Genomic DNA, 26,176 nt, shown 5'->3' on the forward strand with positions numbered 1-26,176 from the left:
GCGCCAGTCGGTGGCCTGGTCGTGAAACGTCTTCGCCATCGTGGTGAGGTCGTCCAGGATCACCTTGAAGCCGGCCGACATCAGCGGACCTCCTGCGCATAGGCGGCCAGATCCTCCGGCTGCCAGTTGCGTTGGCCCTGAGCGACCCGCGGATCGAGGAGGACGGTGACGCCCTGCTGCCGCATACCCTCGGCGAGCGGACCGATCGAGGCCGCGGCCCACGGCTGCGAATCACCGAGTGCCTCTACCAGCTTCTCCAGCGTGGTGAAAGCGAAGGCCACCGTGCCGCTCGCGGGGTGCTCGAAGAGCTCGTAGACGATGAACGGCACGCGAGCGAGACGGCCTGTCACGCCCGTCGTCACCACGGACCTGGGATGCGCCGGCACGAACACCGGCGTGTGATAAGCGGGAACGCCGGGTTTCGGGCCCGGCCGGTGTTCCGCCTCAGGCCGTAGGGACGGCGCCGCTTCGACGCAGTCCAGCAGACGCGAACGCCTCGGCTCAGTACCCGGTTCCGAGAGGGCGGCCGAATCCGGATGTGCGTCCTCCGGCTCGAAATAGTCGAACAGGCGCGAACGTATCGGCGCCCCCACCGCCGTCACCTCTTCCCCGTGATACCCCGTGGCTGCCTGGACCCGGCCACAGTAGCCAGCGGGCGATGGGGCAAATTATCCAATGTCGGGCAGTAGCGGGGGCATACACGGGATCCATACAGTCGTTTGATCGCCTGCTGACCTTGCTTTGACCCGCAGGTGAACCGGCCGGGGAGGAGGTCCAAGAGAGCGAGCGGATACATCCGCCCAGGTGTTGCCCAGCCTCAGGACATTCCGAGGGCGCGGAAATGGTCTGTGAGCGAGGCTCGACCTGGATCAAGCCGTCGTTCCTGTGGATGATGTACCGCTGCGGCTGGGGCACGAAGCCGGGGCAGGAGACCGTGCTCGCTGTCGAGATCACCCGTGACGGCTTCGAGTGGGCGCTGCGCAACACGTGCCTGTCGAGTTACGACCGTGGGCTGCATCCCGACCGCGGCACCTGGCAACGCCGGCTGAAGCGTTCACCGGCCCGTGTCCAGTGGGACCCCGAACGCGATCTGCACCTGCAGCCGCTGCCCTGCCGCTCGCTGCAACTCGGGCTCTCCGGTGAGGCCGTGGAGCGTTACGCGGACGAGTGGACGATCTCCATCAGCGACGTGACTCCGCTCGCTCACGAGATCCACGCACACGTCAGCAGCGGCGACCTGGACTCCGCGACCCGGCTGCGGCCCGAAGAGCTGCCGTACCCCGCCGAGGACGCGCTACTGGCCCACCTGCGCCCGTGACCGTACGCACTCGCCCCGAAGCCGACTGCCACCAGGGGTGGGGGCCTCCTGTCCGGCGGGTTTCGCTCCGGCACCGGAGCAGTGGCCGAACCGACCTGAGGTCGGCCCGGCCGGCCCGAGGGGGACGGGAGAGTCGCGGACGGAGACCGCCGGGAGGAACATCGGAGTCACGGAGGCAAGGTGGTGGCTATGGGGACGCCGTCGATGCATTTCAGCGAGAGTCCTGAGGATCCTTTCGCTTTCGGGCGTGGCGCCGCGGCCGTGCTCGACGATCAGGGCACCGTGGTCGGCTGGGGTGCACGCGCACAGGAACTGCTCGGCTATCCGGCCAAGGAAGTGATCGGACGGGCGTGGCAGGACCTCCTGATCGACAGCCGTGACCTGCCGCTCGCGCGGTCCGTCGCCGTGGACGCCGTGAAGGCGGGGGGATGGTTCGGGGTCCTGCCCGTCCGGCACCGCGACGGACGCCGCCTGGAGATGGGTTTCCGGGCCCGTGCGGTCACCCGCGAGGGGGGCGGTCAGGAGTGGCTCCTGGTGGGTGCTCCTGCCGCCGAGGTCATCGCCTGGCAGCGGGACCGTGCGCTGCTGGACGGCCTGTACCGCCGGTCGCCGATCGGTCTGGTCACGTACGGCCCCGACAGGAGAGTGATCAGGGTCAACCGTGCGGTCGAGAAGGCGAGCGGCGTCCCGGCCGAGGCGCCGGTAGGCCACCGCCCCCGTGAATTCATGGTCGACGAGGACGCGGGTCCGGCCGATGAACGGGTACGGCACGTCCTGGAGACCGGCGAGCCTTTGATCTTCACGGAGCAGTCGGCCCGGGCACGCCACGAGCCGGGCCGGGAACGGATCGTGTCCGTCTCGGCGTTCCGGATGGAGGACCCCTCGGGCCGGGTTCTCGGCGTGGCCGAGACGATCGAGGACGTGACCGACCGCCACCGGGCGCAGCGCAGACTCGCTCTGCTGAACCAGGCGAGCGCCCGGATCGGAAACTCGCTGGACGTGGCACAGACCGCTCGGGAACTGGCCGAGGTGGCCGTACAGGGCCTGGCCGACTACTGCTCGGTGGACCTCCTCAAGTGCGTGACACTGGGTGACGAACCCGTTCCCGGCACCGCAGGTCCGTTGCTCCGGACCGCCCTCTCACCACGGGAAGACCGCGTCCCGTTCCGGGAGGGCGATGTGGTACCGCTGCTGCCGGATTCCGCGCAGGCGCGGTGCCTGGCCGAGCGTCGCCCGATTCTCGAAGGGCGGCTGTGCCTGCGCCCCGAGTGGTACGCCATGGACCGGCGGCGGATCGAGCTCGCCCTGGGGCTCGGCGTTCATTCGCTGATCGCGGTGCCCCTGGTCGCGCGCGGCCTGGTACTGGGCGTGGTGAGCCTGTGGCGGTCGCGCAATTCGGAGCCTTTCGAGGACGATGATGCGGCGGTGGCCCAGGAGCTTTCCTCGCGTGCCGCCGTCTGCATCGACAACGCGCGCCGCTTCACCCAGCAGCAGAACACCGCTCTGACGCTTCAGCGCAGTCTGCTGCCGAGCACGCTGTCCGACCTGCCGGCCGTGGAGGTGGCCTGCCGCTACCTCCCGGCAAGCGGTGAACCGGGGCTCGGGGGTGACTGGTTCGACGTGATCCCGTTGTCCGGGGCCCGGGTCGCCCTCGTCGTCGGGGACGTGGTCGGTCACGGGATCCACGCCGCGGCCTCGATGGGCCGGCTGCGCGCCGCCGCGCGCACCCTGGCCAGTCTCGACCTGGAACCGGACGAGGTGGTGGCGCGGCTGGACGATCTGGTCAGTCTGCTGGCCGCCGAGCTGGAGGCGAACACGGACGGCAACCCGTCGGCGATCGAGCAGGTGCTCGGGGCGACCTGCCTCTACGCCGTCTACGATCCGGTCTCCCAGCGCTGCTCCCTGGCACGGGCCGGTCACCCGGCGCCGGTCGTGTCCACCCCGGACGGCGAGGTGACCGTGCTCGATCCGCCCCCGGGGCCGCCGCTGGGCCTGGGCGGACTGCCCTTCGAAACGTACGAGCTGGACCTCCCCGAGGGGAGCCTGCTCACGCTCTACACCAACGGCCTCCTGGAGGCGGGCAGCGGCGACGTGGACACCGCGCTGGAGAACCTGCGCGCCTGTCTCACCAGCACCACGGAACCTCTGGACCACGCCTGCCACGCCGTGGTCGAAGCGCTGCTGCCCAAGGGCCATCTGCCCACCGACGACGTCGCGTTGCTCATCGCCCGTACCCGCGTGCTGCGGCCGGAGAACGTCGCCTCGTGGCAGCTGCCGCTGGAGGCGACCTCGGCCGCCCGCGCCAGGGAGCTGACCACGGCGAAACTCGCCGAATGGGGTCTGACCGAACTGGCCTTCACCACGGAGCTGGTCGCCAGCGAGCTCGTCACGAACACCTACCGCTACGCGGCCGGCCCCGTCACCCTGCGCCTCATCCGTACGCACTGCCTGACCTGCGAGGTGTCCGACACCAGCCACACTTCCCCCCACCTGCGACGGGCCCTCAGCACGGACGAGGGCGGACGCGGGCTCTTCCTGGTCGCGCAGCTCACGGAGCGGTGGGGCACCCGCTACACCCACGACGGCAAGACCGTCTGGACGGAGCAGTCTCTGCCGCCCGCATGACGCGCGGCCGAGGTCACACGAGGTCACACAGGGGGGAGCGCGAAGACGTTTCCCGCGGTGCAGGCGACGATGCGATTGCCTCCGTCGGCCAGTTCCCCTGTGCCTCGGGGCAGAGCGGGGCGGGCGGGCCGGGAAGGCAGGCCGGGTAATTCCGGCGACGGGGGCGGGCCCTCCCCCGTAGCTTCTTTCCGGTGAGCACATTTCTGATCGGTGGCGGGTGGGACACGGCCGAGGTGTACGAGCCCTTCGTCCGTGCTGTCGGAGGGGACCGGCGCATCGGGTGTCTGATCGTCGACGAGGGCGACGGGGCGGCACAGTTCGAGCGGTATGCCGAGGTGCTGCGGAAGGCGGGGCCGGCCGCGCCCGTGCCCTTGCTCGTACCGCTCGGCGGCCGGTTCGAGCCCGAGGCGGCGTTGCGGGGGGTCGACGGGCTGCTGGTGTGCGGTGGGCTGACGCCCGCGTACCAGGAGGCGCTCGGGGGCTGTCCGGAACGGCTGCCGGCGCTGCTCGCCGGGCGTGGGATGCCGTACGCCGGGTTCTCCGCCGGTGCCGCCGTCGCCGCGCGGCGGGCCGTGGTCGGCGGGTGGCTGGCGGACGGGGTGCCGGTGTGCCCGGAGGAGACCGGGGAGGACCTGGCGGAGGTCGAGGTGCGGGCGGGGCTCGGGCTGGTGCCGTTCGCGGTGGACGTCCACGCCGCCCAGTGGGGGACGCTCGCGCGGCTGATCGCGGTGGTCGGGCGGGGCGCGGCGCCGTACGGGGTCGCGGTGGACGAGAACACCCTGCTCCACGTGGTGGGCGGCGAGGTCCGGGTGGCGGGGCTGGGTCGCGCCCATGTCGTCCGGCCGGGCGCGGACGGGGGTGTGCTCGTGCGGGCCCACCGTGCGGGAGAGTGCTTCTCGATCAGCTAGGACCGGGGTCGGGGCGCTTCCCTGCGCCGGCACGGCACCGGGAAGCACCCCGTTGAGCGCCCCGGGCGGGCCCGTCAGATGGTCGCCGTGTCGATCACGAAGCGGTAGCGGACGTCGCTCGCCAGCACCCGCTCGTACGCCTCGTTGATCTCGTCCGCGCCGATCAGCTCGATCTCGGCGCCCAACCCGTGCGCGGCGCAGAAGTCGAGCATCTCCTGGGTCTCGGCGATGCCGCCGATCATCGACCCGGCGAGGGTCTTGCGGCCGCCGATCACCGAGAACAGGTTCAGGGCGACGGGCTCCTCGGGCGCACCCACGTTGACCAGCGCGCCGTCCACCTTCAGCAGCGACAGCAGCGCACCGAAGTCCATCGGTGCCGAGACGGTGGAGACGATCAGGTCGAAGGTGCCGGCCAGCTCCTCGAAGGTCTTCGGGTCGCTGGTGGCGTGGTAGTGGTCGGCGCCCAGCTTCAGGCCGTCGTCCTTCTTGCGCAGGGACTGCGAGAGGACGGTCACCTCGGCGCCCATCGCGTGCGCGATCTTGACGGCCATGTGGCCCAGGCCGCCCAGTCCGACCACGGCGACCTTCTTGCCGGGGCCCGCGTTCCAGTGCCTGAGCGGCGAGTAGGTGGTGATGCCGGCGCACAGCAGCGGGGCGGCCACGTCCAGCGACAGGCCGTCGGGGATGCGTACGACGTAGTTCTCGTCGACGACGATCTTCTCGGAGTAGCCGCCGTAGGTGGGCTTGCCGTCCTTGCCGACGGCGTTGTACGTGCCGACCATGCCCTTGAGGCAGAACTGCTCCAGGCCCTTGAGACAGTTCTCGCACTCACGGCAGGAGTCGACCATGCAGCCGACGCCCACCCGGTCGCCGACGGCGAACCTGGTCACGCCGGGGCCGACCTCGCGGACCACGCCCGCGATCTCGTGGCCGGGCACCATCGGGAAGATGGCCTCGCCCCAGCCCTCGCGGGCCTGGTGGATGTCGGAGTGGCAGATACCGGCGAACTTGATGTCGATCAGGACGTCGAACTCGCCGACCTCGCGCCGCTCGATGGTCGTCCGCTCCAGCGGGGCCTTCGCGGCGGGCGCGGCGTACGCAGCAACAGTGGTCATGCCGGGGTTCTCCTAGCAGGGTTTCCGTGCCCGGTTGCCTTCCGACCGGGTACGGCCCCAGCCTGCCGCGATGCGGGCCGGCCACCCAGGCCACGCCTTTGCGTACGACCGCTGTGCCTACCACTGGCGGGGTCAGGTTCCTGTGCGTACGACGATGAATACTGGACGTATGGACAACCAGCCCCTGCCCTCGTCCCCGCCGCTGGACCGGCGTGCCGAGCTGAGCGAGTTCCTGCGCAGCCGGCGGGCCCGGCTGAAGCCGGAGGACGTGGGGCTGCCCGACTTCGGCCGGCACCGCCGGGTGCCGGGGCTGCGCCGCGAGGAGCTGGCGCAGCTGGCCGGGGTGTCGGTGGCGTACTACACCCGGCTGGAACAGGGCAACGGGCGCAACGTCTCGGCGGAGGTCCTGGGCTCGATCGCCCGGGCGCTCAGGCTGTCGGACGCCGAGCACGCGCATCTGACGCATCTGGCCAAGCCGAAGTCGCACAAGAAGAAGCCGGCGGCGCGGCAGCAGCAGGTCCGCGTCGCGCTGCGGCAGCTGCTGGACACGATGGACGGCGTACCGGCGTACATCGTGGGGCGCCGCTCGGAGATCCTCGCCTGGAACCGGATGGCGGCAGCGGTCTTCGGTGACTGGGGGGAACTGCCGGCGGCCGAGCGCAACTGGGCCCGTCTGGTGTTCCTGCGCCCGGACTACCGTGAGCTGTTCGTCGACTGGGAGCAGAAGGCGATCGACATCGTCTGCGCCCTGCGCATGGACGCGGGCTGCCACCCGGACGACCCGAGGCTGTCGGCGCTCGTCGGTGAACTGTCCGTCAAGAGCGAGGAGTTCCGTCGTCTGTGGGCGACGCACGACGTCAAGGAGAAGAGCCATGGCGTCAAGCACCTGCACCACCCGCTGGTCGGCGACCTCGCCCTGAACTTCGAGTCCTTCCGCCTGACGGGCGACGCGGAACAGTCCCTGATCACCTATCACGCCGAGCCGGGCTCCGCGTCCGCCGACTCCCTGCGTCTGCTGGCCAGCTGGGGCACGGACGCGACCCGCGCGGTGCCGTCGGCGTAGGCCTTCGTACGGCGCGTTCGTGCGGCGCCTTCACGGACGGAGGGGCACCCGGAGCCTTGCTCCGGGTGCCCCTCGCTCGTTCAGCGGGCGCTGCGGCTCACTTGCCGAAGCAGGCGTCGTAGACGGTGATCTCCGACGTGTTGCCCTGCTTGTCGGTGATCACGGAGCGGAAGGAGAGGGACTTGCCCTTCGCGGGGTTCTTCACGGTGATCCTGCCGCCTCGGACGTCGGCCTTCGTGAAGGTCTTGCCGTCGTAGGAGACGTACACCGCGAGGGACTTCAGGTTTCCGCCCGCGGCCGAGCCCTCGACGGTGACCGGGAAGGAGACCGTCCGGCCGGCCGGGACCCGGCTGTCCAGGTCGGTCGTGGCGCCGTAGTGCAGGACGGAGGCCGGGAGCTTCACGGCGGTGCCGGACACGTTCCTGGAGCGGAAGGTCCAGGCCGCGTCGATCCGCGAGGAGGCCTGGGCGACCCGCGCCGAGCGCCTGACCGAGGTGGTCAGCCTGTACGCGCCGTCGCCGGCCGGGACCTTGAAGGTCCCGTCGCCGAACAGCGGGTCGGCGTTGGAGCCGACCTCGGTGCCGTCGCGGTACAGGGTCGTGTTCACCGAGGTGAACTCCGAGTACCCGGCGTGCCTGCCGGAGTCGGCGAACAGCGGCAGTGAGCCGTAGATCTCGTTGCCGCTGCGGAACAGCCCGAGGTCCTTGTCGACGTGCGGGCCGAAGACCGCGGTGTTGACCGTCCTGCTGTAACTGTGGCCGGCCTTGAAGGTGGACTGGCCGAGCGTGTAGCCGGCTTCCTGGATCGGGAAGCCGTCCTGGTCGCGCCCGCCGTACTGGCTGAAGTCCAGGTCCCACAGGACCCCGCCGCCCGCTGACACGTGCAGGGTGCGGGTGCCGGGCAGCTTCTGCGGGATGTCGATGGAGGAGGCGCCGGAGCTGCCGGGCAGCCAGCCGACGGGGCTGATCGAGCCGGTCTTGCCGGGCGCGGCGGCGCCGAGCCGGGCCTTGACGGTGGCCAGCTCACTCGCCCTGTAGTGCCTGGTGTAGCCGGTGGCGAGCTGTGTGACCGGGCCGCCGGAGGTGACGTCGTACTCCTCGCTCGACCCCTTGGTCCAGTGACCGTCCCACTGCTGGAACAGCCGGCCGGCGGGCAGCCGCGGGCCCAGGTGGGCGGTGCGGAAGTTGTCGTACGAGTCCAGGAACCAGTTGTAGCCGAACTCGCTGTCGCCGACCGTGAGGGAGTACCCCGGCGCGGCGAACTGCGACTTCACGCCCGAGGCCGGGACGGTGATGTCCACGGGCCTGGCCCTGCGCGCGTCGATCGTGACGGTCTGCTTCTTGGAGACGGTCAGCTTCGGCTGGGCGATCCAGTCGGTGCCCTTGGTGCCGTCCTTGTCCACGAAGACGGCGGAGTTCAGGATGTACGTGCCCTTGGGCGCGCGCACCTTCACCGTGCCGGAGGGGTCGTACGGGCTCACGTGCGTGCCGCTGGCCAGACCGCCCACACCGCTGAGGTCGGCGTTGTAGAACTTCGCCGGCTTGCCGTCGCGGCCGATGACCTTCAGCGTGATGTCGTACGACTCCACCTCGCCCTGCACCGCGGCGGCCGTGCGGACCGTCTGGCCGGCGCCGGTCGCGGTCACGTAGGCGGAGTAGGCGCCGTCGAGGGTGCCGCCGAGCCTGGTGTCGGCGGTGAGGCCGACGGAGGCCTTGCCGTGCGCGGGGACCGTGAGCCTGGTCGCGCCGAGCCGGAAGAAGCCCGAGGGGGCCGTGTGGCCCTTGGGGTCGAGGGCGGTGCTGCTGAGGGAGAGCGTGACGTCCTTGTCGCCGAGGTTGCGGTAGGTCACCTTCTTGGTGACGGGCTTGTCGTCGGTGTGCGGCCACTGCTGCAGCCCGAAGTTCACCGAGACCGGGTCGGCGATCACGGACTGGCCGATGGCCTTGTCCACCGCGATACGGCCCGAACCCTGCTGGTAGGGCGTGTAGTTGCCGCCCTTGGCGGAGCCGGTGAGCGCGCCCTTCAGCTCGGCGTAGCCCCAGTCGGGGTGCTCCTGCTTCAGGATCGCGGCGGCGCCCGCGACGTGCGGGGTGGCCATCGAGGTGCCGGAGAGGGTCAGGTAGCCCTCGGGCTTCTCGCCGACCTCCTGGTCGAGGACGCTGCCCTTGGCCGCGGCGGCGGTGATGTCCACGCCGGGCGCGGTGACGTCGGGCTTGATGGCGTAGTCGCCGAGGCGCGGGCCGGTGGAAGAGAAGTCGGCGAGCTTGTCCTTCTTGTCGACGGCGCCGACGGTGAGCGCGGCGTCCGCGCTGCCCGGCGAACTGATCGACTGCGGGCCGTCGTTGCCGGCGGCGATCGCGAACAGGATGCCCTTGGTGGCGGAGAGCTTGTCGACCTCGGCCTCGAGCGGGTCGATGCCGGGGCTGTCGTAGCCGCCGAGGCTGAGGTTGACGACGGAGGCGCCCTGCGCGGCCGCCCACTCCATGCCGGCCAGGATGCCGGAGTCGTCCCCGGAGCCGGTGTCGTCCAGGACCTTGCCGTTGAGGATCTCGGCGTCCGGGGCGACTCCCTTGTACTTGCCGCCGGACTTGGCGCCGGTGCCCGCCACGATGGAGGCGACGTGGGTGCCGTGCCCGTAGTGGTCGGTGGCGTCGGCGGCGCCGGAGAAGTTCCTGGACGCGATCACCTGGTCCTTGAGGTCCGGGTGGCGGGTGTCCACACCGGTGTCCAGGACGGCGACCTTCACGCCCTTGCCGGTGTACCCGGCCTTCCAGGCGACCGGGGCGCCGATCTGCGGCACGGACGTGTCGAGGGAGGCCTTGCGGACGCCGTCGAGCCAGACGTGCGCGATGCCGGCGGCGGTGTCGTCCCCATGGGTGACGGCGTGCCACAGCCCGGCGGTGTCCTTGACCGGCGCCTGTACGGCGTCGGCGTCGAGGGCGCTGAGGCTGCGGCGCAGACGGCCCGCGTCCCGGACGTCCGCCCTGGCGGCCCGGGCGGCCCCGGAGCCGGTGTAGGCGACGATGACCTTCAGACCGTCCTTCTGGGCCCGGCGGGTCGCCGCCTTGTTCAGCTCCGTGACGTCGAACAGGCGCTGGTCCAGCTTGCCGGAGGCCACCAGGCGGGCCGCGTCGACCGGGACGACCAGCGTGTGGCCCTCGGTCCTGCGGACCTGGACGGGTATGTGCTCGCGGCCCCTGGCCCGCTGCAGGCCGACGATGCGGCCCTTGGCGTCGAGGGCGACGCGGTCTCCGGTGATGAGCGTGACATGGCTCTTCGCGGTGAGCGCGGAGACGGCGGTCGGCGTGCGCTCCGCGGGCTTCGCCGACGCCGGGCTGGTCATACCCGCTGCGAGGGCGACGACTGCGGCCGGGGCGACACCGGCCGCAGCAGCTCTTTTCACTTGTCTGCGCAAGTTCTCCCCCTGGAGATGGAGTACCGGGCGGCGAATTCCCCGTTCGCCCGGCCGGGGTGGTCTCGTACGTGCACACCTCGGTACGCACGTCGAACCCCCCGGGTCACGCAGTATGCCGGGGGGTGATCAGACGTCTCAATGGATGAGAGGACGGTAAGAAAGAGCGACGGAAAACTGTTACGTCGCGGGCGGATCGCTGTAACAAAGCGTCAGGCGCCGGCGTTCTCCCTTACCGTGATCTTTCCCTTGCGGATGGTGGCCACTCGCGGGGCCTTCTTCGCGATCGCGGAGTCGTGGGTGACCATGATGAAGGTCAACCCGTGCTCCTTCCACAGGCGTTCGAGTACGTCCATGATCTCGTCGCGCATGCCCTCGTCGAGGTTGCCGGTCGGTTCGTCGGCGAGCAGCACCTTGGGCTTCTTCACCACGGCCCGGGCGATGGCGACGCGCTGCTGCTGTCCTCCGGACATCTCGCCGGGGAGGTGGGAGAGGCGTTCGCCGAGACCGACGGACTTCAGTGCGTCGGCGGCGAGTTCGCGGCGCTCCCTGACCTTGATGCCGAGCGGGACGAGGGCCGTCTCGACGTTCTCCTGGGCGGTGAGGGTGGGGATGAGGTTGAAGGACTGGAAGACGAAGCCGATGTTCTCGCTGCGGACCCTTGTCAGCCGGGCTTCACTGAGCTTGGCCAGGTCGATGCCGTCCAGGACGACTTCGCCGGAGGTGGGGCGGTCGAGGCCGCCGAGCATCTGCAGGAGGGTGGATTTTCCGCCACCGGTGGGGCCTTGGATGACGAGCCGGTCGCCGTCGGAGACGGCGAGGTCGACTCCGTCGAGGGCGTGGACGGTGTCCTTGCCCCTTGTATAGCGCTTGGTCACATTGGTCAGTTCGTACATGGTGGCTCCTGGGGAGGGTTCGGGGGGCTTCGGGTGCGCTGCGCGGTGGGCCTCGGCTACTCGACCCGGCGCAGCGCGTCCGCCGGGCGGAGCCTGGACGCGCGCCAGCCGCCGAAGGCACCGGCGATGAGACCGCCGGCCACCGCCAGGGCCACCGCCAGCGCGATCGTCGTGACGCTGACCGGGGCCGTCAGGGCGACCTCCAGGGACTTGGCCGCCTGGCGGCCGGGGCCCCCGAAGCCGCCACCACCGGGCCCGCCGCCGAAGCCGCCGCCACCGCTGTCGCCGCCCAACTGGGCCTGCAGCGTCGGGCTGGCGGCCGTGACCGCGTACGCGCCCGCGAGGCCCAGGGCGATGCCGAGGGCGCCGCCGACCAGGCCGTTGACGACGGCCTCGCCGACCACCTGCCGGGTCACCCGGCCCGACTTCCAGCCGAGCGCCTTCAGCGTGCCGAACTCGCGGACGCGCCGGGAGACCGCGGAGGAGGTCAGCAGGCCCGCGACCAGGAACGCGGCCACCAGCACCGCGATGGACAGCCACGTACCGACCTTGGTGGCGAGGGAGGAGGCGGTGGACAGCGAACCGGAGACGGTCTTCGCCAGGTCGGAGGAGGTGGTGACGGTCGTACCGGAGACGTTCTTCTGGATGGCGCTCTTGACCTGGTCGATCTTCTGGGAGTCGGTCGCCTTGACGTAGATCGTGGTGACCTTGTCCTTCTCGCCGGCGAGGGTCTGCGCCTGCTTCAGCGGGACGTACAGGTCGGCCGCCGAGTCGCCGCTGTTCGCGGTGGCGATGCCGATGACCGTGAACGTGGTGCCGCTGATGGTGACGGTGGAGCCGACCTTGTACTTCTTGGTCTTGGCGTACGCCGAGTCCGCCACGGCCACCTTGGCGTCGGTCTCGGTGGACTTGAAGGTACGGCCGCCGGTGATCTTCGAGGAGGTCAGCGGGCCGAGCCCGATGTGGGTGACATCGGTGCCGTAGACCGTGTACTGGTTGATGTTGAAGTCGGCGCCGCCGCCCTTGACCTCACCCTGCGGCTGCCCGCCCTCGCCGCCGCGCTGGAAGCCACCGCTGCCGCCGCTCTGCCGGAACTGGCCGCGGGTGAAGGAGCCGTCGACGCGGAAGACGTTGAGGCTGAGCCCGCCGACGGCCTGCGAGACGCCCTTCTGGCCCGCCACCTTGTCGACGGTGGTGGAGGCCAGGGTGGTGAAGCCCTGCACCCGGACCCGGTCGCTGCTCTGGGACGACTTGTCGTCGTTGTTCCGGGCGTCGAAGCGGAAGCGGGGCTGCCCGGAGCTGTCCGCGGTCGGTGTGGCCGCCTTGGTGACGGTCATGTCCGTACCCAGGCCGTACAGCGACTGCAGGACCTTGTCCTGGGCCTTCCCCATGCCGCTGGACACGGAGTTGACGACGATGACCAGCGCGATGCCCAGCGCGAGGCCGGAGGCGACGACGAGGGCCGCCTTTCTGCGGCGGCGCAGTTCGCGCCTCAGGTAGGTGAAGAACATGGCCGCAAGCTAGGGGCGGACCGTGACGGCGCCCTAAGCCCGGCATAAGAGATGCATGAGAAGGGCTGTGGCCGGGCCCGCAAACACCGGTGCCGCCCCTGGGGGCGGCACCGGAGAAGCTGTGGACGGGTCGTCAGACCGCCGAACCGGCCTTCCACTGGGCCCAGTCCATGTTCCAGCCGTTGAGGCCGTTGTCCGGGGCGACCGTCTTGTCGCCGGTGTTCTGGACGACGACCACGTCACCGATCAGGGAGTGGCTGTAGAACCAGGCGGCCGGGGTGTTCGCGTCGCCGGCGCCCTTGACGTCCTGCAGGCCGACGCAGCCGTGGCTGGTGTTGACGCTGCCGAAGACGGAGGGCGCACCCCAGTAGTTGCCGTGGATGAAGGTGCCGGAGTTGGTCAGGCGCATGGCGTGCGGCACGTCCTTGATGTCGTACTCGCCCTTGCCGTCGGAGTCCTTGAAGCCGACCGTCGCGCCGTTCATGCGGGTCTGCTTGAACTTCTCCGAGATCACCATCTGGCCCTGGTAGGTGGTGTGCTCGGGGGCGCCGGCGGAGATCGGGATGGTCTTGACGACCTTGCCGTCCTGCGTGACCTTCATCTGCTTGGTCTTCGCGTCGACGTAGGAGACCTGGTTGCGGCCGATGTGGAAGGTGACCGTCTTCTGCTGGACGCCGGTCAGGCCGGGCGCGCCCTGGACGCCGTCGAGGGCGAGCTTCAGGGTGACGGTGGAGCCTTCCTTCCAGTACTGCTCCGGGCGGCAGTCCATGCGGTTGGCGTTGAACCAGTGGCAGGCGACCTCCTGGCCGCTGCTGGAGGTGACCGTGACGCCCTTCTGCACGGCCGCCTTGTTGGTGATCGCCTTGTCGAAGTTGATCGAGACCGGCATGCCGACGCCGACCGTGGCGCCGTCGTCCGGGGTGAAGGTGCCGATGAAGCTGTTGGCCGGGGAGACGGTGGTGAAGGACGCGTTCTCGTTGGCTATGCGGCCCTGGGCGTCCTTGGCCTCCGCGGCGACCTTGTAGGTGGTGGAGCGCTGCAGCTGGGCGGTGGGCTTCCAGCTCGTCCTGTCGGCGGAGAGCTGACCGGCGACGGCCTTGCCGTCCTGGGTGGTCATGGTGACGCCGGTGAGGGTGCCCTTGGTGACGGTGACGGTGGCGGAGTTGTTGATCGACGCGTTGTTCGAGCCGTCCTTCGGCGTGATCGTGATCTGCGCCTGCGAGGACTTCTTCGCCGCCGCCGCGTCGGCCTGGGCCTGGGAGGACTGGTCGGACGACTTGGTCTTGCCGCCGCCGGAACAGCCCGTGAGGGCCAGGACACCGCCGAGCAGTGCGGACGCGGCCATCAGGCCCTTGCGCCGCTTACTGTCCGTCATCACACGCTTCTCCATCGTTGCCGAGTCGCCAGAAACCCCTAGAGCCCCCGTAAGAACCCTCAACGCTACGGCCGTACCGTCCCGTTCCGGATCCAGTGGATCTGTGGGGCACACCACGTCCGCGGCGTGGTGCGGGAGTCGGTCCGTGCGTCCCCTGAGACGACGAAACCCCGGACGGCGGTTGCCGTCCGGGGTCAGGAGTGCCCCGTGACGCTCAGCCGATGCCGTCCTCTTCTTCTTCGTCGTCGCCCCCATCTTCCTCGTCCAGGTCCCAGTCCGGCGAGTCCGGGTCGTAGTCGATCCGCTCACTCGACCAGGACGCCTGCTGGAGCTCCACCCCGGGCACCTCGCCGACCAGGTCGAACGGGTCCACGAGATACGCCAGGGCCTCCGCGGTGTCTTCCGTCACAGCGCCCTCGGCCTGGGTCCGCTCCGCCTCCGGCAGCTCCGGGTCCGTGGCGAGCCGGCGCAGCGCGGCCTTGGTGACCTCGTCCTCGTCCTGCACCTCGAGGACCAGCTCCACCCGAAGCCGTACAAAACGTGATGTCTCTTCAGCGTTCATGGCGCGAGCGTACGACTGAAACCTCCCGTGACTTTCCTGTGACCCGCCACTTTCACTAACATCGCTGCCCACGGCCAATTCGCCAGCGTCACAAGGGGATCGATATTCCGTGTCATCCGCTCGCCGTCCGCTGCTGACCGCCACCGCCGCGGGCACTCTGCTGTGCGCACTGTGGTTCGTCCCGTCCGCGAACGCCTCGCAGGACTCCTCGGCGGACTCGGCGGCGAGAGCGAGTACGGAAACCTCCGCCGCGCGCCTGACCCAGCAGGCCAGGGCGGTGTCGCAGGCGACCGCCGAGACCGCGCGGGAGGCGGCGGACGACACCGAACTCGCCGACACCGGAAGCATCGACACCACGCCGTACGTCGTCGGCGGCACCCTCTTCCTCGGCGTCGGCGCCGGCTTCGTGATGTATTCGGTGCGCCGCGAACGCCTGGGCTTTTAATCGCCGTTGACGATCCTTTGACGTTTCCCTCATGGTGCGCCCATGAAGAGATCATCGGGCGTGCGGCTGTGCGCCGCGGCAGCTGTCGGCGCGCTGTCGTTCGCCCTTGTCACGGGCTGCTCGGGCGGGGATGCATCCGGCGGGGAAGAAGCTGATCATCGCCGAGGGCGAGGTGCCCGGGTTCAAGGTGGCGGCGGTGCCGGCCACCCGGGCCAGGGCCATCACCACCGGCAACGCGTCCTGCCGGCCGCCGGCCCGTGTGATGAGCGGGCTCCCGCCGGCCGACGCGGCGGCCAAGCCGACCTCCCTGGACGACCTCGACGAGGGGAAGTTCGAGGAGACGATGCACAAGTCGCTGGACCGCGACATCACCACGGTCACCCTGGCCTCGTACGACGGAAGACCCTGTCGGTCTATGTCACGACGAACCTGGGCGCCATCATGGCCAGGAAGGCGTACACCGTGTCGCCCGAGGTCGTCACCGCGCAGCAGGCCAAGCTGAAGTGACACAACACCAGGGACCCTGCACACGGCAGGGTCCCTGGTGTTGTGCGGAGACGTTACTGCAGCGGGCCGGTGACGGCCTCCACCGCGGTGACGAGGTGACCGCCGCGCACGAACGCGTCGGCGGCGGCCAGGTCGGGCGCCAGGAACCGGTCCGGGCCCGGGCCCTGCACACCGGCGGCGCGCACGGCCTCGATCACGGCCTGGGAGGCGGGCGCCGGGGTGAGGCCCTCGCGCAGCTCTATGGCGCGGGTGGCCGCGTACAGCTCGACGGCGATGATCCGGGTGAGGTTGCCGACCGCGGTGCGCAGCTTGCGCGCGGCGGACCAGCCCATGGACACGTGGTCCTCCTGCATGGCGGAGGACGGGATGGAGTCCGCGGAGGCCGGTACGGCGAGCCGCTTCATCTCGCTGACGAGCGCGGCCTGCGTGTACTGGGCGATCATCAGCCCGGAGTCGACTCCGGCGTCGTCGGCGAGGAACGGCGGCAGACCGTGGCTGCGGTTCTTGTCCAGCAGCCGGTCGGTGCGGCGCTCGGCGATGGAGCCGAGGTCGGCCGCCGCGATGGCGAGGAAGTCCAGGACGTAGGCCACGGGCGCGCCGTGGAAGTTGCCGTTGGACTCCACACGGCCGTCGGGCAGCACGACCGGGTTGTCGACCGCGGAGGCCAGCTCCCGCTCGGCGACCAGCCGGGCGTGCGCCATGGTGTCGCGCCCGGCACCGGCGACCTGCGGGGCACAGCGCACGGAGTAGGCGTCCTGGACGCGCGGGGCGTCGTCCTGGTGGTGCCCGGTGAGCTGCGAACCCTTCAGCACCGCCAGCATGTTGGCGGCGGAGGCGCCCTGCCCCGGGTGCGGGCGGATCGCGTGCAGCTCGGGCGCCAGCACCTTGTCGGTGCCGAGCAGCGCCTCCAGGCTGAGGGCGGCGGTGACGTCGGCGGACTTGTAGAGGGTGTCGAGGTCGGCGAGGGCCATGACCAGCATGCCGAGCATGCCGTCGGTGCCGTTGAGGAGGGCCAGGCCCTCCTTCTCGCGCAGCTCGACCGGCTTGATCCCGTGCTCGGCGAGCAGCTCACCGGCGGGGGCGACGGTGCCGTCGGGCCCCTCCGCGTCCCCCTCGCCCATGAGGGTCAGGGCGCAGTGGGACAGCGGGGCCAGGTCGCCGGAGCAGCCGAGGGAGCCGTACTCGTGCACGACCGGGGTGATCCCGGCGTTGAGCACGTCCGCCATGGTCTGCGCGACCTCGGGCCGGACGCCGGTGTGCCCGGAGCAGACGGTCTTCAGCCGCAGGAACATCAGGGCCCGTACGACCTCGCGCTCGACCCGCGGGCCCATGCCGGCGGCGTGCGAGCGGACGATGTTGCGCTGCAGCTGGGCGCGCAGTTCCTGGCTGATGTGCCGGGTCGCCAGGGCGCCGAAGCCGGTCGAGACGCCGTAGACCGGGTCCGGCTTGGCCGCCAGCGCGTCCACGATCTCGCGGGCCGCCGCGAGGGCCGCCACCGCTTCCGCCGACAGCTCGACGCGGGCACCGCCGCGCGCCACGGCGAGCACGTCGGACGCCGTGACACCCGACGTCCCCACCACCACAGTGTGCATATCCATATTCAGGAGCGTACGCAGTGAATGCGGAGATGTCACTAGTGGAGTACGGGAGCGACCCTTACCGATCCGTGTGGGCTTCGCCTCAGCCGTGGGGACCCCGGCCTACGGCCGGCGCCCGCGGAACCGGCGCCGCTCGGCAGGCGCCATGTGCGGCGGCTCGTCGGCCAACCGTACGACCGGATCCTCCGGCCCCTCCCGCCCCGCCACCACCGGCCGGTCGGCGCCCAGGGCCTTGGCCCGGTACTGGGCGGCGTCGGCGAGCCGGAACAGCCGGCGCGCGTCCCGCACCTCCCCGATCGGATCCTGGGTCGAGGCGACCCCGCACGCCACACCTTCGCCCAGCTCCAACTCCCCCGCTCTCCGGCACAGTTCGTCGGCGGCCTTGACGACATCGTCGGCGGGCGGCCCGACGGCCAGCAGACAGAACTCGTCCCCGCCGAGCCGCGCGACCAGCGCCCCCGGCACCATGGCACCGCACAACGACAGCACCGAGCCGAAGCGTTCCAGCAGCCGGTCGCCGACGGCGTGCCCGAGCGTGTCGTTCACCCGCTTCAGCCCGTTCAGATCGCAGACGACGAGGCTGACGACCACGCCCTCCGTACGGTGCCGCTCGACCGCCTCCTCCAGGCGTACGTCCACGGCCCGGCGGTTGGCGAGTCCGGTGAGCGCGTCGGTGTAGGCGAGCCGGCGAGCCTCCTCCAGCCGCTCGGTCTGCGCGAGCCCGGCGGCGACGACGGCGGCCAGCACGGTCGCGAAGTCGGCGTCGGCCCGGTCGAACACGGGGGCCCGGACGGCGCGGGCGACGTACAACTCGCCCCAGGCCCTGCCGTGCAGCACGACCGGCGCGACCACACAACAGCCCCGGCCGCGGCGGCGCAGGGCGGCGACCCGCCGGTGGAAGTAACCGGGGGTGCCGGTGGCGGTCCCCTCGGCGGTCTCCACCCACGCGTTCGCCCCGCCCCCTCCGGCCCACCTCTCGTGCAGGAACTCGGTGATCTCCGGGAACTGGTGCACCGGGTAGGCCTCGGACTCGGGGAACTCCTCCTCGTCCGGGCGCCGGTCCCCCACGTTCACCAGGACCCGCAGCCGGCCGAGCTCCCGCTCCCACACCGACAGCGCGGCGAAGCTGCCGTCCAGCGCTCGACAGGCGCCGAGCGCGGCGGCCTGCCATGCCCCTGCCGGGGTGTGCGCCGCCGCCATGCCCTGCGCCAGCGCCACGACTGCTGCCAGCCGCTTGTCCTCGCCCATTACTCCAGGTTAGGGATGATTTACGGGATTCGGGACATTGGTGGTGCGATCAGGTGGATCACCGGTCCCGCGCGCCCTTCGGAGCGCTTCACTCGCCCGGCCACTCCGGCTTGCGCTTCTCGTTGAAGGCCGCCACACCCTCCGCCCGGTCCCCGGAGAACGCCACGGTGCGCCACGCGGCGTCCTCGACCTCGAGACCCGCCCGCAGATCAAGTCCGTGCCCCAGCCGCAGGGCCCGCTTGGCGGCGCGCAGCCCGACCGGCGAGTTGGCGGCGATACCGGCGGCCATGGACAACGCCTCCTCGCGGTCGCGCCCCTCCTCCACCACCCGGTCGACCAGCCCCAGCTCGGCCGCCTCCGCCGCCTCCACCCGCCGTGCGGAGAAGATCAGCTCGGCCGCCCGCGCGGCCCCGACCCGGCGCGGCAGCAGCTGCGTACCGCCGCCGCCGGGAATCACCCCCACGGACACCTCCGGCAGCCCCACCACCGCCGTACCGTCGGCCACGATCAGGTCGCAGGACAGGGCCAGTTCGAAACCCCCGCCCAGCGCGAACCCGTGCACCGCCGCGATCGTCGGCATCGGCAGCTCCAGCACCCCGGTGTACGCGCCGCGCGTCACCGGCCGCTGGCGCCGCAGATCCGCGTCGCTGAAGGAGTTGCGCTCCTTCAGGTCCGCGCCGACACAGAACGCCCGCTCGTGGGACGAGGTCAGGACCACCACACGCGCGTCCCGGTCGCCGGCCAGCGCCGTGCACGCGGCGGAGAGGGAGCGGGCCATCTCCGTGGAGACGGCATTCATGGCCTTGGGCCGGTCCATGACCAGCTCCGCGACATGACCGTGCCGCCGCACCAGCACGAACTCCCCGAACCGCTCCTCGCCCATGACACCCTCCGCTCGCCTGTTAACGCGGGTTAACGCACTGTCGGCCCCGATCATCGCAGCCGCACCCGATCCCGGGAAAGCCCAGGGGGCTACGCCCGTTCGAGTGACATCCCGGCCGTCTCACCCCACATCGCCCACGGGAGCGCATAGCGTGCGTCCGCCACGGCACGCCCGGGGCGTGGCCGGGAAGGGGAACCGGGGAGGGGAACCATGGCACCGATACGTGCACAGGCCCGTACGGAAGCTGAGGAAGAAGGGCCCGTACGGCGCGGGCGGCACCGCAAACCGCGCCCCCGCAAGGTACTGCTCGCCGCCGGCGGGCTCGCCCTGGCGGCGGGCGTGCTCAGCCTGGTCCGGGTCTCGTCGGAGTCGGGGGTCGGCGCCCCGGGCACGGCGGAGGCCGAGCCCCGCGGCGGCGCGGGCGACGGCGCCACGGACCACGCGGCGCACACCGACGCCACGGTCCTCGCCGGCCCCACCGCCCTGCCCTCGCCGACGTCCGTCATGGGCGGCAGGAGCCCCGCGCCGACACCCACGGCCGCACCCAGCGGTCCGGCCGCGCCCACGGAACCGGCCGGGGGCACCGCCGTACCGACCGCGACCGGCCTCCCGACCTCTGCGGCCTCCACCCCGGGCACCACACCGCGGCCCCCGGCGACGACGTCCGCCCCGCGCCCGGCCCCGACGACGACCCGGCCCACGCCGACCACCCCCGCGCCCACCCACGGCACGACGGACCCGGAGGGCCCGGGCGGGCTGTGCGTACCGGTGCTGGGCCTGTGCGTGGACGCGGTCGACGGTGCCGGCCGCTAGCGGACCACGGGTGCTACGGCTGACCGTCGCGGCGGGCCAGCAGCCAGGGCTCGACCACGCCGAGCCCACGCACCGGGCGCTGCCACATCGGCTGCAGCGCGAAGCGGTACTTCGGCGGCTCCTCGCCCTCCTTCTCGGCGGCCGCCGCGGCCTCGGCCGCCTCCGCCTCGGAGGCGGGCGCCTCGCCGGTGCGGATCAGCTCCTCGGCGAAGGCGCTGTCCACCAGCACGGCGTCCCGGGGGGCTATCGACGTCAGCCGGGAGGCCAGGTTCACCGTCGTACCGAACACATCACCCATGCGCGTGGTGACCGTGCCGAACGCCATGCCGACCCGCAGCTCGGGCATCGTCTCGTCGTTCGCCAGCGTCTCCACCAGCCGCAGCGCGATGTCCGCGGCCGTACCGGAGTCGTCCGCCGCGTACAGCACCTCGTCGCCGAGGGTCTTGATGAGCCGTCCGCCGCGCGCGGCCACCAGGTCGGCGGCGGTGGTCTCGAACGCCTCGACCAGCTCGCCGAGCTCTTCCTCCTCCATCCGGCGGGTCAGCCGGGTGAACCCGACGAGGTCGGCGAAGCCGACGGCGAGCCGCCGGTCGACCATCTCCTCGTCGTCCGCCGACTGCACGACCCGCCCGGCCGAGGCGGCGAGCTGGCGGCGCCAGACGTAGACCAGGAACTCCTCCAGCTCGGGCAGGAGCAGCTCGACGATCGGGTACGTCACCTCGGTGCGGGTCATCCCGGGCTCGGGCGGCTCGGTCAGGCCCTCCAGGAAGGAATCCATCTGCCACTCGGCCAAACGGGCGGTGGTCTGCCCGGTGGACCGGGCCACCTGCACCGCCATGGCCTCGCTGAGCAGCCCCGCCTCGACGAGACCGGCGAGCCGGCGCAGAGCGAGCACGTCGGCCTCGGTGAGCGCCTTGGCCTGCCCGATGTCGGCGAAGCCCATGGCCCGCCAGAACCGGGACGCCAGCTCCATGGAGACACCGGCGCTGCGGGCCGCCTGGAACGGCGTGTAGCGGCGCTCGGCGCCCAGGATGAGCTGTTCGAGACGCAAGGCCAGCGGGTCCTCGCCGGGTTCGGCGGCGTGGGCGTCCCCCCGCTCCTGGAGAGGGTCCACCCGGCCGTCCGCGTCCGCGCCGGAGCCCGTGTCGTCGACGGTCACGCCTGCTGCCCTTCCGATCTGCCGCGGTCAGGTATCGACCGGCCTCAACTCTACGGCAGGTGTGCGCCAGCTCACTCCGTCGGGTCCGGCCGACGGTCCACCTCCCCGCACCGGCCGCGCTTCCCGGTGCCGGTGCCGGGCCACCCCGGGGGCTGCGCCCCCAGACCCCGCATCGGGCCAGGTCCGGGGGTGCCCCGTCCGTCGCCGACCGCGGCTCCGTCACGGCTGGTCGCACCGCCACCGCCGTACCCCTACGCAGGACGCAGGTGCACGATGTCCCCCGCCCCCACGGGCTCCTGCACGCCCGCCCCCGTGGCGATGACCAGCCGCCCGTCCCCGTCGACCGCCACCGCCTCGCCCACGATCGAACGCTCCCCGGGCAGCTCGGCCCGCACGGTGCGCCCGAGCGTCGCGCAGCCCGCCGCGTACGTCTCCTGCAGACCGCTCACCGCGGGGTCGCCCCCGGCGTCCCGCCACCGCCCGTACCAGTCCTCCAGTGCCCGCAGCACCGCCCGCAGCAGCGGATCGCGGTCCGTGCTCACCGCGCCCGCCAGCGCCAGCGACCCCGCCTGCGGCACCGGCAGTTCCTCCGCCCGGAGCGTGACGTTGATGCCGACGCCGATGACCACACCGTCCTCACCGGCCCGCTCGGCGAGGATGCCCCCGGCCTTGCGCTCCTCGCCCGCCACGGTCACCAGCAGGTCGTTCGGCCACTTCAGGGCCGTGTCGACGCCCGCCGCCCGGGACAGCCCGGTCGCCACGGCGACGCCCGTGAGCAGCGGCAGCCAGCCCCACCGGGCCACCGGCACCTCGGCGGGCCGCAGGAAGACGGAGAAGAACAATCCCGAGCGCGCCGGCGCCGTCCACCGTCGGTCCAGGCGCCCCTTGCCCGCCGTCTGTTCCTCCGCCACCAGCACCGCCCCCTCGTCCGCCTTCCCGGCGGCGGCCCGGGCGACCAGGTCGGAGTTGGTGGAGCCGGTGCGCTGCACCACGTCCACCGCGCTGTACAGCCTCCCCTCCCCGACCAGCGCGCGCCGCAGTGCCGCGGCGTTCAGGGGCGGACGGTCCAGGTCGGACCAGCGGCTGTCGTCTGATGCATTGTGCGGCGTCATGCAAGTCACCCTAGGTGTGGGAAACGCCGCACTGCCGACCCACAGGCCCAGCACTACTCTACGGATGAGTAACCGTCCCCCCTTTTGAGCAGGCAGGGAGCCGCATCCCGATGTCCGAGCCGGAAGAGCGTCAAGAGATCCACGAGACTCAAGGGATCGATATCCACACCACCGCGGGCAAGCTCGCGGATCTCCAGCGCCGCATCCACGAGGCGACGCACGCCGGCTCGGAACGCGCCGTCGAAAAGCAGCACGCCAAGGGCAAGCTGACGGCCCGTGAGCGGATCGAGCTGCTGCTCGACGAGGGCTCCTTCGTCGAGCTCGACGAGTTCGCCCGGCACCGGTCCACGAACTTCGGCCTGGAGCGGAACCGGCCGTACGGCGACGGTGTCGTCACCGGGTACGGCACCGTCGACGGACGGCCCGTCGCCGTCTTCTCGCAGGACTTCACCGTCTTCGGCGGCGCCCTCGGCGAGGTCTACGGCCAGAAGATCGTCAAGGTCATGGACTTCGCGCTGAAGACCGGCTGCCCGGTCATCGGCATCAACGACTCCGGCGGCGCCCGGATCCAGGAGGGCGTCGCCTCTCTGGGCGCCTACGGCGAGATCTTCCGCCGCAACACCCACGCCAGCGGAGTCATTCCCCAGATCTCGCTGGTCGTCGGGCCCTGCGCGGGCGGCGCGGTGTACTCCCCGGCCATCACCGACTTCACGGTCATGGTCGACCAGACCTCGCACATGTTCATCACCGGCCCCGACGTCATCAAGACGGTCACCGGCGAGGACGTCGGCTTCGAGGAACTGGGCGGCGCCCGCACCCACAACGCGGTCTCCGGTGTGGCCCACCACATGGCGGGCGACGAGAAGGACGCCATCGAGTACGTCAAGCAGCTGCTGTCGTACCTGCCGTCCAACAACCTCAGCGAGGCCCCGGTGTTCCCGGAGGAGGCGGACCTCACCGTCACCGACGAGGACCGCGAGCTGGACACCGTCGTCCCGGACAGCGCGAACCAGCCGTACGACATCCGCACGGTGGTCGAACACGTCCTGGACGACGGCGAGTTCTTCGAGACCCAGGCGCTGTTCGCGCCGAACATGGTCACCGGCTTCGGGCGTGTCGAGGGCTACCCCGTCGGCATCGTCGCCAACCAGCCGATGCAGTTCGCCGGCTGCCTGGACATCGACGCCTCCGAGAAGGCCGCCCGGTTCGTGCGCACCTGCGACGCCTTCAACATCCCGGTGCTGACCTTCGTGGACGTCCCCGGCTTCCTGCCGGGCGTCGACCAGGAGCACACCGGCATCATCCGGCGCGGCGCCAAGCTGATCTACGCCTACGCCGAGGCCACCGTCCCGCTCATCACGGTCATCACCCGCAAGGCCTTCGGCGGCGCCTACGACGTCATGGGCTCCAAGCACCTGGGCGCGGACCTCAACCTGGCCTGGCCGACCGCCCAGATCGCCGTCATGGGCGCCCAGGGCGCCGTCAACATCCTGCACCGCCGCACCATCGCCGAGGCGGAGTCCGCCGGAAACGGCGAGGCCACCCGGGCCCGGCTGATCCAGGAGTACGAGGACACCCTCCTCAACCCCTACATCGCGGCCGAGCGCGGCTACATCGACGCGGTGATCATGCCGTCCGACACCCGCGCGCACATCGTCCGCGGCCTGCGTCAGCTGCGCACGAAGCGGGAATCCCTGCCTCCGAAGAAGCACGGCAACATCCCCCTGTAAGGAGCCGCTGTGACGATCAGAGTCGTACGGGGCAACCCGACCCCGGAGGAGCTGGCCGCCGCCCTGGCGGTGGTCCGCGCCCGCGCCGCGGCGGCAGCAGCGACACCGCCCGGCGCGAAGGGCCCGAGGGACGCGTGGTCCGACCCGGGCAGGATCGCCGCCGCCCATCTGCCCAAGCCCGGGCCGGCGTCCTGGACCCGCACCTACTGGCCGAGCTGAGGCGCAACGCTCCAACTTGAGTAGCAGTACTCAGGCGCCCGGCCTCCGCCCGGCCGCACGCTGGACGAATGCTGTGGTCAGACCCCGAGGACGAGCCGCCGGAGGACATGCGCGACGCGCATGACATGCTCCGGCGGCTCGGCTTTCTCATGGCCCTGGCCATGATCCTGACCATGGTCGTGGTCGGCCTGAGCTAGCGCGGCGACGGGGCTAGTCTGACCGCATGACTGCCAAGCCACGCCGACGCCTGATCCTCGCCTCCCGGTCCCCCGCCCGCCTGGGCCTCCTGAGGCAGGCCGGCCTCGAGCCCGAGGTGATCGTGAGCGGCGTCGACGAAGACGCCCTCACCGCCCCCACCCCGGCGGAGCTGGCGCTCGCCCTGGCCGAGGCGAAGGCCTCGGTGGTGGCGGCGAAGCCGGAGGCGCAGGGCGCCCTGGTGATCGGCTGCGACTCGGTGCTGGAGCTGGACGGGCACGCCCTCGGCAAGCCCGCCGACGCCGAGGAGGCGACCGCCCGCTGGAAGGCGATGCGCGGGCGCGCCGGGACCCTCCAGACGGGCCACTGCGTCTGGGACACGAGCGCCAAGCGGTACGTCTCCGGCATCGCCTCCACCGTGGTCTGCTTCGGCGAACCGACCGACGAGGAGATCGCGGCGTACGTGGCCTCCGGCGAACCCCTCTACGTCGCCGGGGCCTTCACCCTGGACGGCCGTTCGGCGCCGTTCATCGAGGGCATCGAGGGCGACCACGGCAACGTGATCGGCATCAGCCTGCCCCTGGTGCGCAAGCTGCTGGCCGAACTGGGCGTCGGCATCACGGAGTTGTGGTCACCGGCCGAGTGACCTGGGCGGGCACGGCGTCCTGCGGCTCGTCGTCCCCGCCGTCCCCGTCCTGCGGCTCGTCCGTACGGGGGGCGGGTGCGGCCGAGCCGGCCGGGACCTCGGCCGGCTCTGCGGCGGCCTCCGGGCCCCCTCCCGCCCCCGCCCCGTCGCCGGGGGCGGCCGACTGCGGGCCGCCGTCACGGTCGTACGTCATCAGCAGCAGGACGACGAGGCCGAGCACCACCACCATGAACAGGAACGCCGTCCAGCCGACCAGGCCCCAGGCGAAGGCGCCCAGCAGGCCGTGCACGACCGCAGCGCTGATCAGCAGGACGCGGCCGAAGCCCGCGGGGGCGCGGTTGCGTATCGCGACCAGGAGGGCCACCAGCGCGCACAGCGCGAAGTAGAGGCCGAAGACGAGCCCGCCGATCTTCGAGGACATCGACATCACGTTCGGATCGAGGCCGGCCAGGGACATCTTCTGCCGGTCGACGACCACGCCGAGGAACCAGTTCAGCGCCGCGATGAAGAACGCCTCCGCCAGAAGAACGACCGCCACGACCCATGCCACCGGTCTGCGCACCACCGGTCCCCACCCACTCTCAAGCCACGCTGCTGTTACTCCAGGTACGTTCGAGTCGTCGTGAACGCTACTAACGGGTAAACCCCGGGACAAGGGTTCGCGCAGCAGCAAAGAATCATTGGGCCATTCGTAGGGACTCGACAAAGAAACCGAGTGGGCCGCAGCACGCCCTCACAGAGACCTTGACCACATGACGGGGCTAGGGTTTCCGGGAGGAGCCCTGCGTACCGAGGTGCGACAAGGCTTTTCGCGGGTCGAGCGCGCCTCGAATCAC

Annotated in this window: 25 protein-coding genes; 10 read left to right on the forward strand and 15 right to left on the reverse strand. The window is 71.3% G+C overall.

The genetic code is table 11. The annotated features are described in order from the left end of the window. Both ACWDEN_RS43815 and ACWDEN_RS43820 read right to left on the reverse strand, forming a co-directional pair. Positions 1-81, reverse strand: an 81-nt coding sequence (locus ACWDEN_RS43815) for a DUF6317 family protein (RefSeq protein ID WP_450863609.1), incomplete at its 3' end; no start/stop codon positions are given. After that, on the reverse strand, positions 81-593 hold the full coding sequence (locus ACWDEN_RS43820) for an SAV_915 family protein (RefSeq protein WP_450863578.1): 513 nt from the start codon (positions 591-593) through the stop codon (positions 81-83). The genes ACWDEN_RS43815 and ACWDEN_RS43820, both read right to left, overlap by 1 nt. A 197-nt stretch (positions 594-790) precedes the next feature. On the opposite strand from ACWDEN_RS43820, the gene ACWDEN_RS43825 reads away from it, so the two are divergent. From ACWDEN_RS43825 to ACWDEN_RS43835, 3 genes are all read left to right on the forward strand, one after another. Next, complete coding sequence (locus ACWDEN_RS43825) at positions 791-1,318, forward strand: DUF4291 domain-containing protein (RefSeq protein ID WP_450863611.1); 528 nt, start codon at positions 791-793, stop codon at positions 1,316-1,318. Positions 1,319-1,507: 189 nt separating this feature from the next. Next, positions 1,508-3,943, forward strand: coding sequence for a SpoIIE family protein phosphatase (locus tag ACWDEN_RS43830; protein WP_450863579.1), 2,436 nt, complete (start codon positions 1,508-1,510; stop codon positions 3,941-3,943). Between the two features lie 191 nt (positions 3,944-4,134). Then, positions 4,135-4,851: a hypothetical protein gene (locus ACWDEN_RS43835; protein WP_450863581.1), complete on the forward strand. Its 717-nt coding sequence runs from the start codon at positions 4,135-4,137 to the stop codon at positions 4,849-4,851. Positions 4,852-4,925: 74 nt separating this feature from the next. Here ACWDEN_RS43835 and ACWDEN_RS43840 read toward each other — a convergent pair whose 3' ends face one another. After that, a complete protein-coding gene (locus ACWDEN_RS43840; RefSeq protein ID WP_351606136.1) occupies positions 4,926-5,966 on the reverse strand; it encodes an NAD(P)-dependent alcohol dehydrogenase in 1,041 nt (346 codons plus the stop codon). Positions 5,967-6,135: 169 nt separating this feature from the next. Here ACWDEN_RS43840 and ACWDEN_RS43845 point away from each other — a divergent pair, with 169 nt between their 5' ends. Then, on the forward strand, positions 6,136-7,029 hold the full coding sequence (locus ACWDEN_RS43845) for a helix-turn-helix domain-containing protein (protein WP_450863582.1): 894 nt from the start codon (positions 6,136-6,138) through the stop codon (positions 7,027-7,029). 97 nt (positions 7,030-7,126) lie between these two features. Here the strand turns inward: ACWDEN_RS43845 and ACWDEN_RS43850 are convergent, their stop codons facing one another. From ACWDEN_RS43850 to ACWDEN_RS43870, 5 genes are all read right to left on the reverse strand, one after another. Continuing rightward, positions 7,127-10,372: a S8 family peptidase gene (locus ACWDEN_RS43850; protein ID WP_450863584.1), complete on the reverse strand. Its 3,246-nt coding sequence runs from the start codon at positions 10,370-10,372 to the stop codon at positions 7,127-7,129. Between the two features lie 281 nt (positions 10,373-10,653). Further along, positions 10,654-11,337, reverse strand: coding sequence for an ABC transporter ATP-binding protein (locus ACWDEN_RS43855; RefSeq protein WP_351606127.1), 684 nt, complete (start codon positions 11,335-11,337; stop codon positions 10,654-10,656). Between the two features lie 56 nt (positions 11,338-11,393). Continuing rightward, complete coding sequence (locus tag ACWDEN_RS43860; protein ID WP_450863587.1) at positions 11,394-12,848, reverse strand: ABC transporter permease; 1,455 nt, start codon at positions 12,846-12,848, stop codon at positions 11,394-11,396. A gap of 133 nt (positions 12,849-12,981) precedes the next feature. Continuing rightward, entirely contained in the window at positions 12,982-14,223 is a 1,242-nt protein-coding gene (locus ACWDEN_RS43865) for a L,D-transpeptidase (RefSeq protein WP_351606123.1), read from the reverse strand. Between the two features lie 214 nt (positions 14,224-14,437). Then, positions 14,438-14,785 carry a hypothetical protein gene (locus ACWDEN_RS43870; protein ID WP_450863588.1) on the reverse strand — a complete coding sequence of 116 codons (348 nt, stop codon included), beginning with the start codon at positions 14,783-14,785 and terminating at the stop codon, positions 14,438-14,440. A 109-nt stretch (positions 14,786-14,894) separates the two neighbouring features. Between ACWDEN_RS43870 and ACWDEN_RS43875 the strand changes: the two genes are divergently transcribed. Then, positions 14,895-15,230, forward strand: coding sequence for an LPXTG cell wall anchor domain-containing protein (locus ACWDEN_RS43875; RefSeq protein ID WP_450863590.1), 336 nt, complete (start codon positions 14,895-14,897; stop codon positions 15,228-15,230). Between the two features lie 51 nt (positions 15,231-15,281). Here ACWDEN_RS43875 and ACWDEN_RS43880 read toward each other — a convergent pair whose 3' ends face one another. From ACWDEN_RS43880 to ACWDEN_RS43895, 4 genes are all read right to left on the reverse strand, one after another. After that, complete coding sequence (locus tag ACWDEN_RS43880; protein ID WP_450863592.1) at positions 15,282-15,527, reverse strand: hypothetical protein; 246 nt, start codon at positions 15,525-15,527, stop codon at positions 15,282-15,284. Between the two features lie 263 nt (positions 15,528-15,790). Continuing rightward, positions 15,791-17,329: a histidine ammonia-lyase gene (hutH, locus tag ACWDEN_RS43885; protein WP_351606215.1), complete on the reverse strand. Its 1,539-nt coding sequence runs from the start codon at positions 17,327-17,329 to the stop codon at positions 15,791-15,793. A 108-nt stretch (positions 17,330-17,437) separates the two neighbouring features. After that, positions 17,438-18,583: a GGDEF domain-containing protein gene (locus ACWDEN_RS43890; protein WP_351606112.1), complete on the reverse strand. Its 1,146-nt coding sequence runs from the start codon at positions 18,581-18,583 to the stop codon at positions 17,438-17,440. A gap of 88 nt (positions 18,584-18,671) precedes the next feature. Beyond that, positions 18,672-19,466: an enoyl-CoA hydratase/isomerase family protein gene (locus ACWDEN_RS43895; RefSeq protein WP_351606109.1), complete on the reverse strand. Its 795-nt coding sequence runs from the start codon at positions 19,464-19,466 to the stop codon at positions 18,672-18,674. A 210-nt stretch (positions 19,467-19,676) separates the two neighbouring features. Between ACWDEN_RS43895 and ACWDEN_RS43900 the strand changes: the two genes are divergently transcribed. After that, positions 19,677-20,279 (forward strand): hypothetical protein, encoded by a 603-nt coding sequence (locus ACWDEN_RS43900; RefSeq protein ID WP_450863595.1) that lies wholly within the window; start codon positions 19,677-19,679, stop codon positions 20,277-20,279. A gap of 13 nt (positions 20,280-20,292) precedes the next feature. Here ACWDEN_RS43900 and ACWDEN_RS43905 read toward each other — a convergent pair whose 3' ends face one another. Both ACWDEN_RS43905 and ACWDEN_RS43910 read right to left on the reverse strand, forming a co-directional pair. After that, complete coding sequence (locus ACWDEN_RS43905; protein ID WP_351606105.1) at positions 20,293-21,438, reverse strand: adenylate/guanylate cyclase domain-containing protein; 1,146 nt, start codon at positions 21,436-21,438, stop codon at positions 20,293-20,295. A gap of 251 nt (positions 21,439-21,689) precedes the next feature. Beyond that, on the reverse strand, positions 21,690-22,550 hold the full coding sequence (locus tag ACWDEN_RS43910; RefSeq protein WP_351606103.1) for a biotin--[acetyl-CoA-carboxylase] ligase: 861 nt from the start codon (positions 22,548-22,550) through the stop codon (positions 21,690-21,692). 110 nt (positions 22,551-22,660) lie between these two features. On the opposite strand from ACWDEN_RS43910, the gene ACWDEN_RS43915 reads away from it, so the two are divergent. The 4 genes from ACWDEN_RS43915 (at position 22,661) to ACWDEN_RS43930 (ending at position 25,340) form a co-directional block, all read left to right on the forward strand. Continuing rightward, positions 22,661-24,280: an acyl-CoA carboxylase subunit beta gene (locus ACWDEN_RS43915; RefSeq protein ID WP_351606102.1), complete on the forward strand. Its 1,620-nt coding sequence runs from the start codon at positions 22,661-22,663 to the stop codon at positions 24,278-24,280. A gap of 9 nt (positions 24,281-24,289) precedes the next feature. Continuing rightward, the gene (locus tag ACWDEN_RS43920; RefSeq protein WP_351606099.1) at positions 24,290-24,499 is read left to right on the forward strand and encodes an acyl-CoA carboxylase epsilon subunit; all 210 of its coding nucleotides are present in this window, start codon (positions 24,290-24,292) and stop codon (positions 24,497-24,499) included. A 68-nt stretch (positions 24,500-24,567) separates the two neighbouring features. Then, positions 24,568-24,696, forward strand: coding sequence for a morphogenic membrane protein MmpB (mmpB, locus tag ACWDEN_RS43925; protein ID WP_351606096.1), 129 nt, complete (start codon positions 24,568-24,570; stop codon positions 24,694-24,696). Between the two features lie 26 nt (positions 24,697-24,722). Next, on the forward strand, positions 24,723-25,340 hold the full coding sequence (locus tag ACWDEN_RS43930) for a Maf family protein (RefSeq protein ID WP_351606093.1): 618 nt from the start codon (positions 24,723-24,725) through the stop codon (positions 25,338-25,340). Here the strand turns inward: ACWDEN_RS43930 and ACWDEN_RS43935 are convergent. Then, a complete protein-coding gene (locus ACWDEN_RS43935; protein ID WP_450863599.1) occupies positions 25,312-25,905 on the reverse strand; it encodes a hypothetical protein in 594 nt (197 codons plus the stop codon). The two genes, ACWDEN_RS43930 and ACWDEN_RS43935, sit on opposite strands and share 29 nt — an antisense overlap. Positions 25,906-26,176 lie beyond the last annotated feature (271 nt).

Source organism: Streptomyces sp. NPDC001153, from assembly GCF_053598315.1.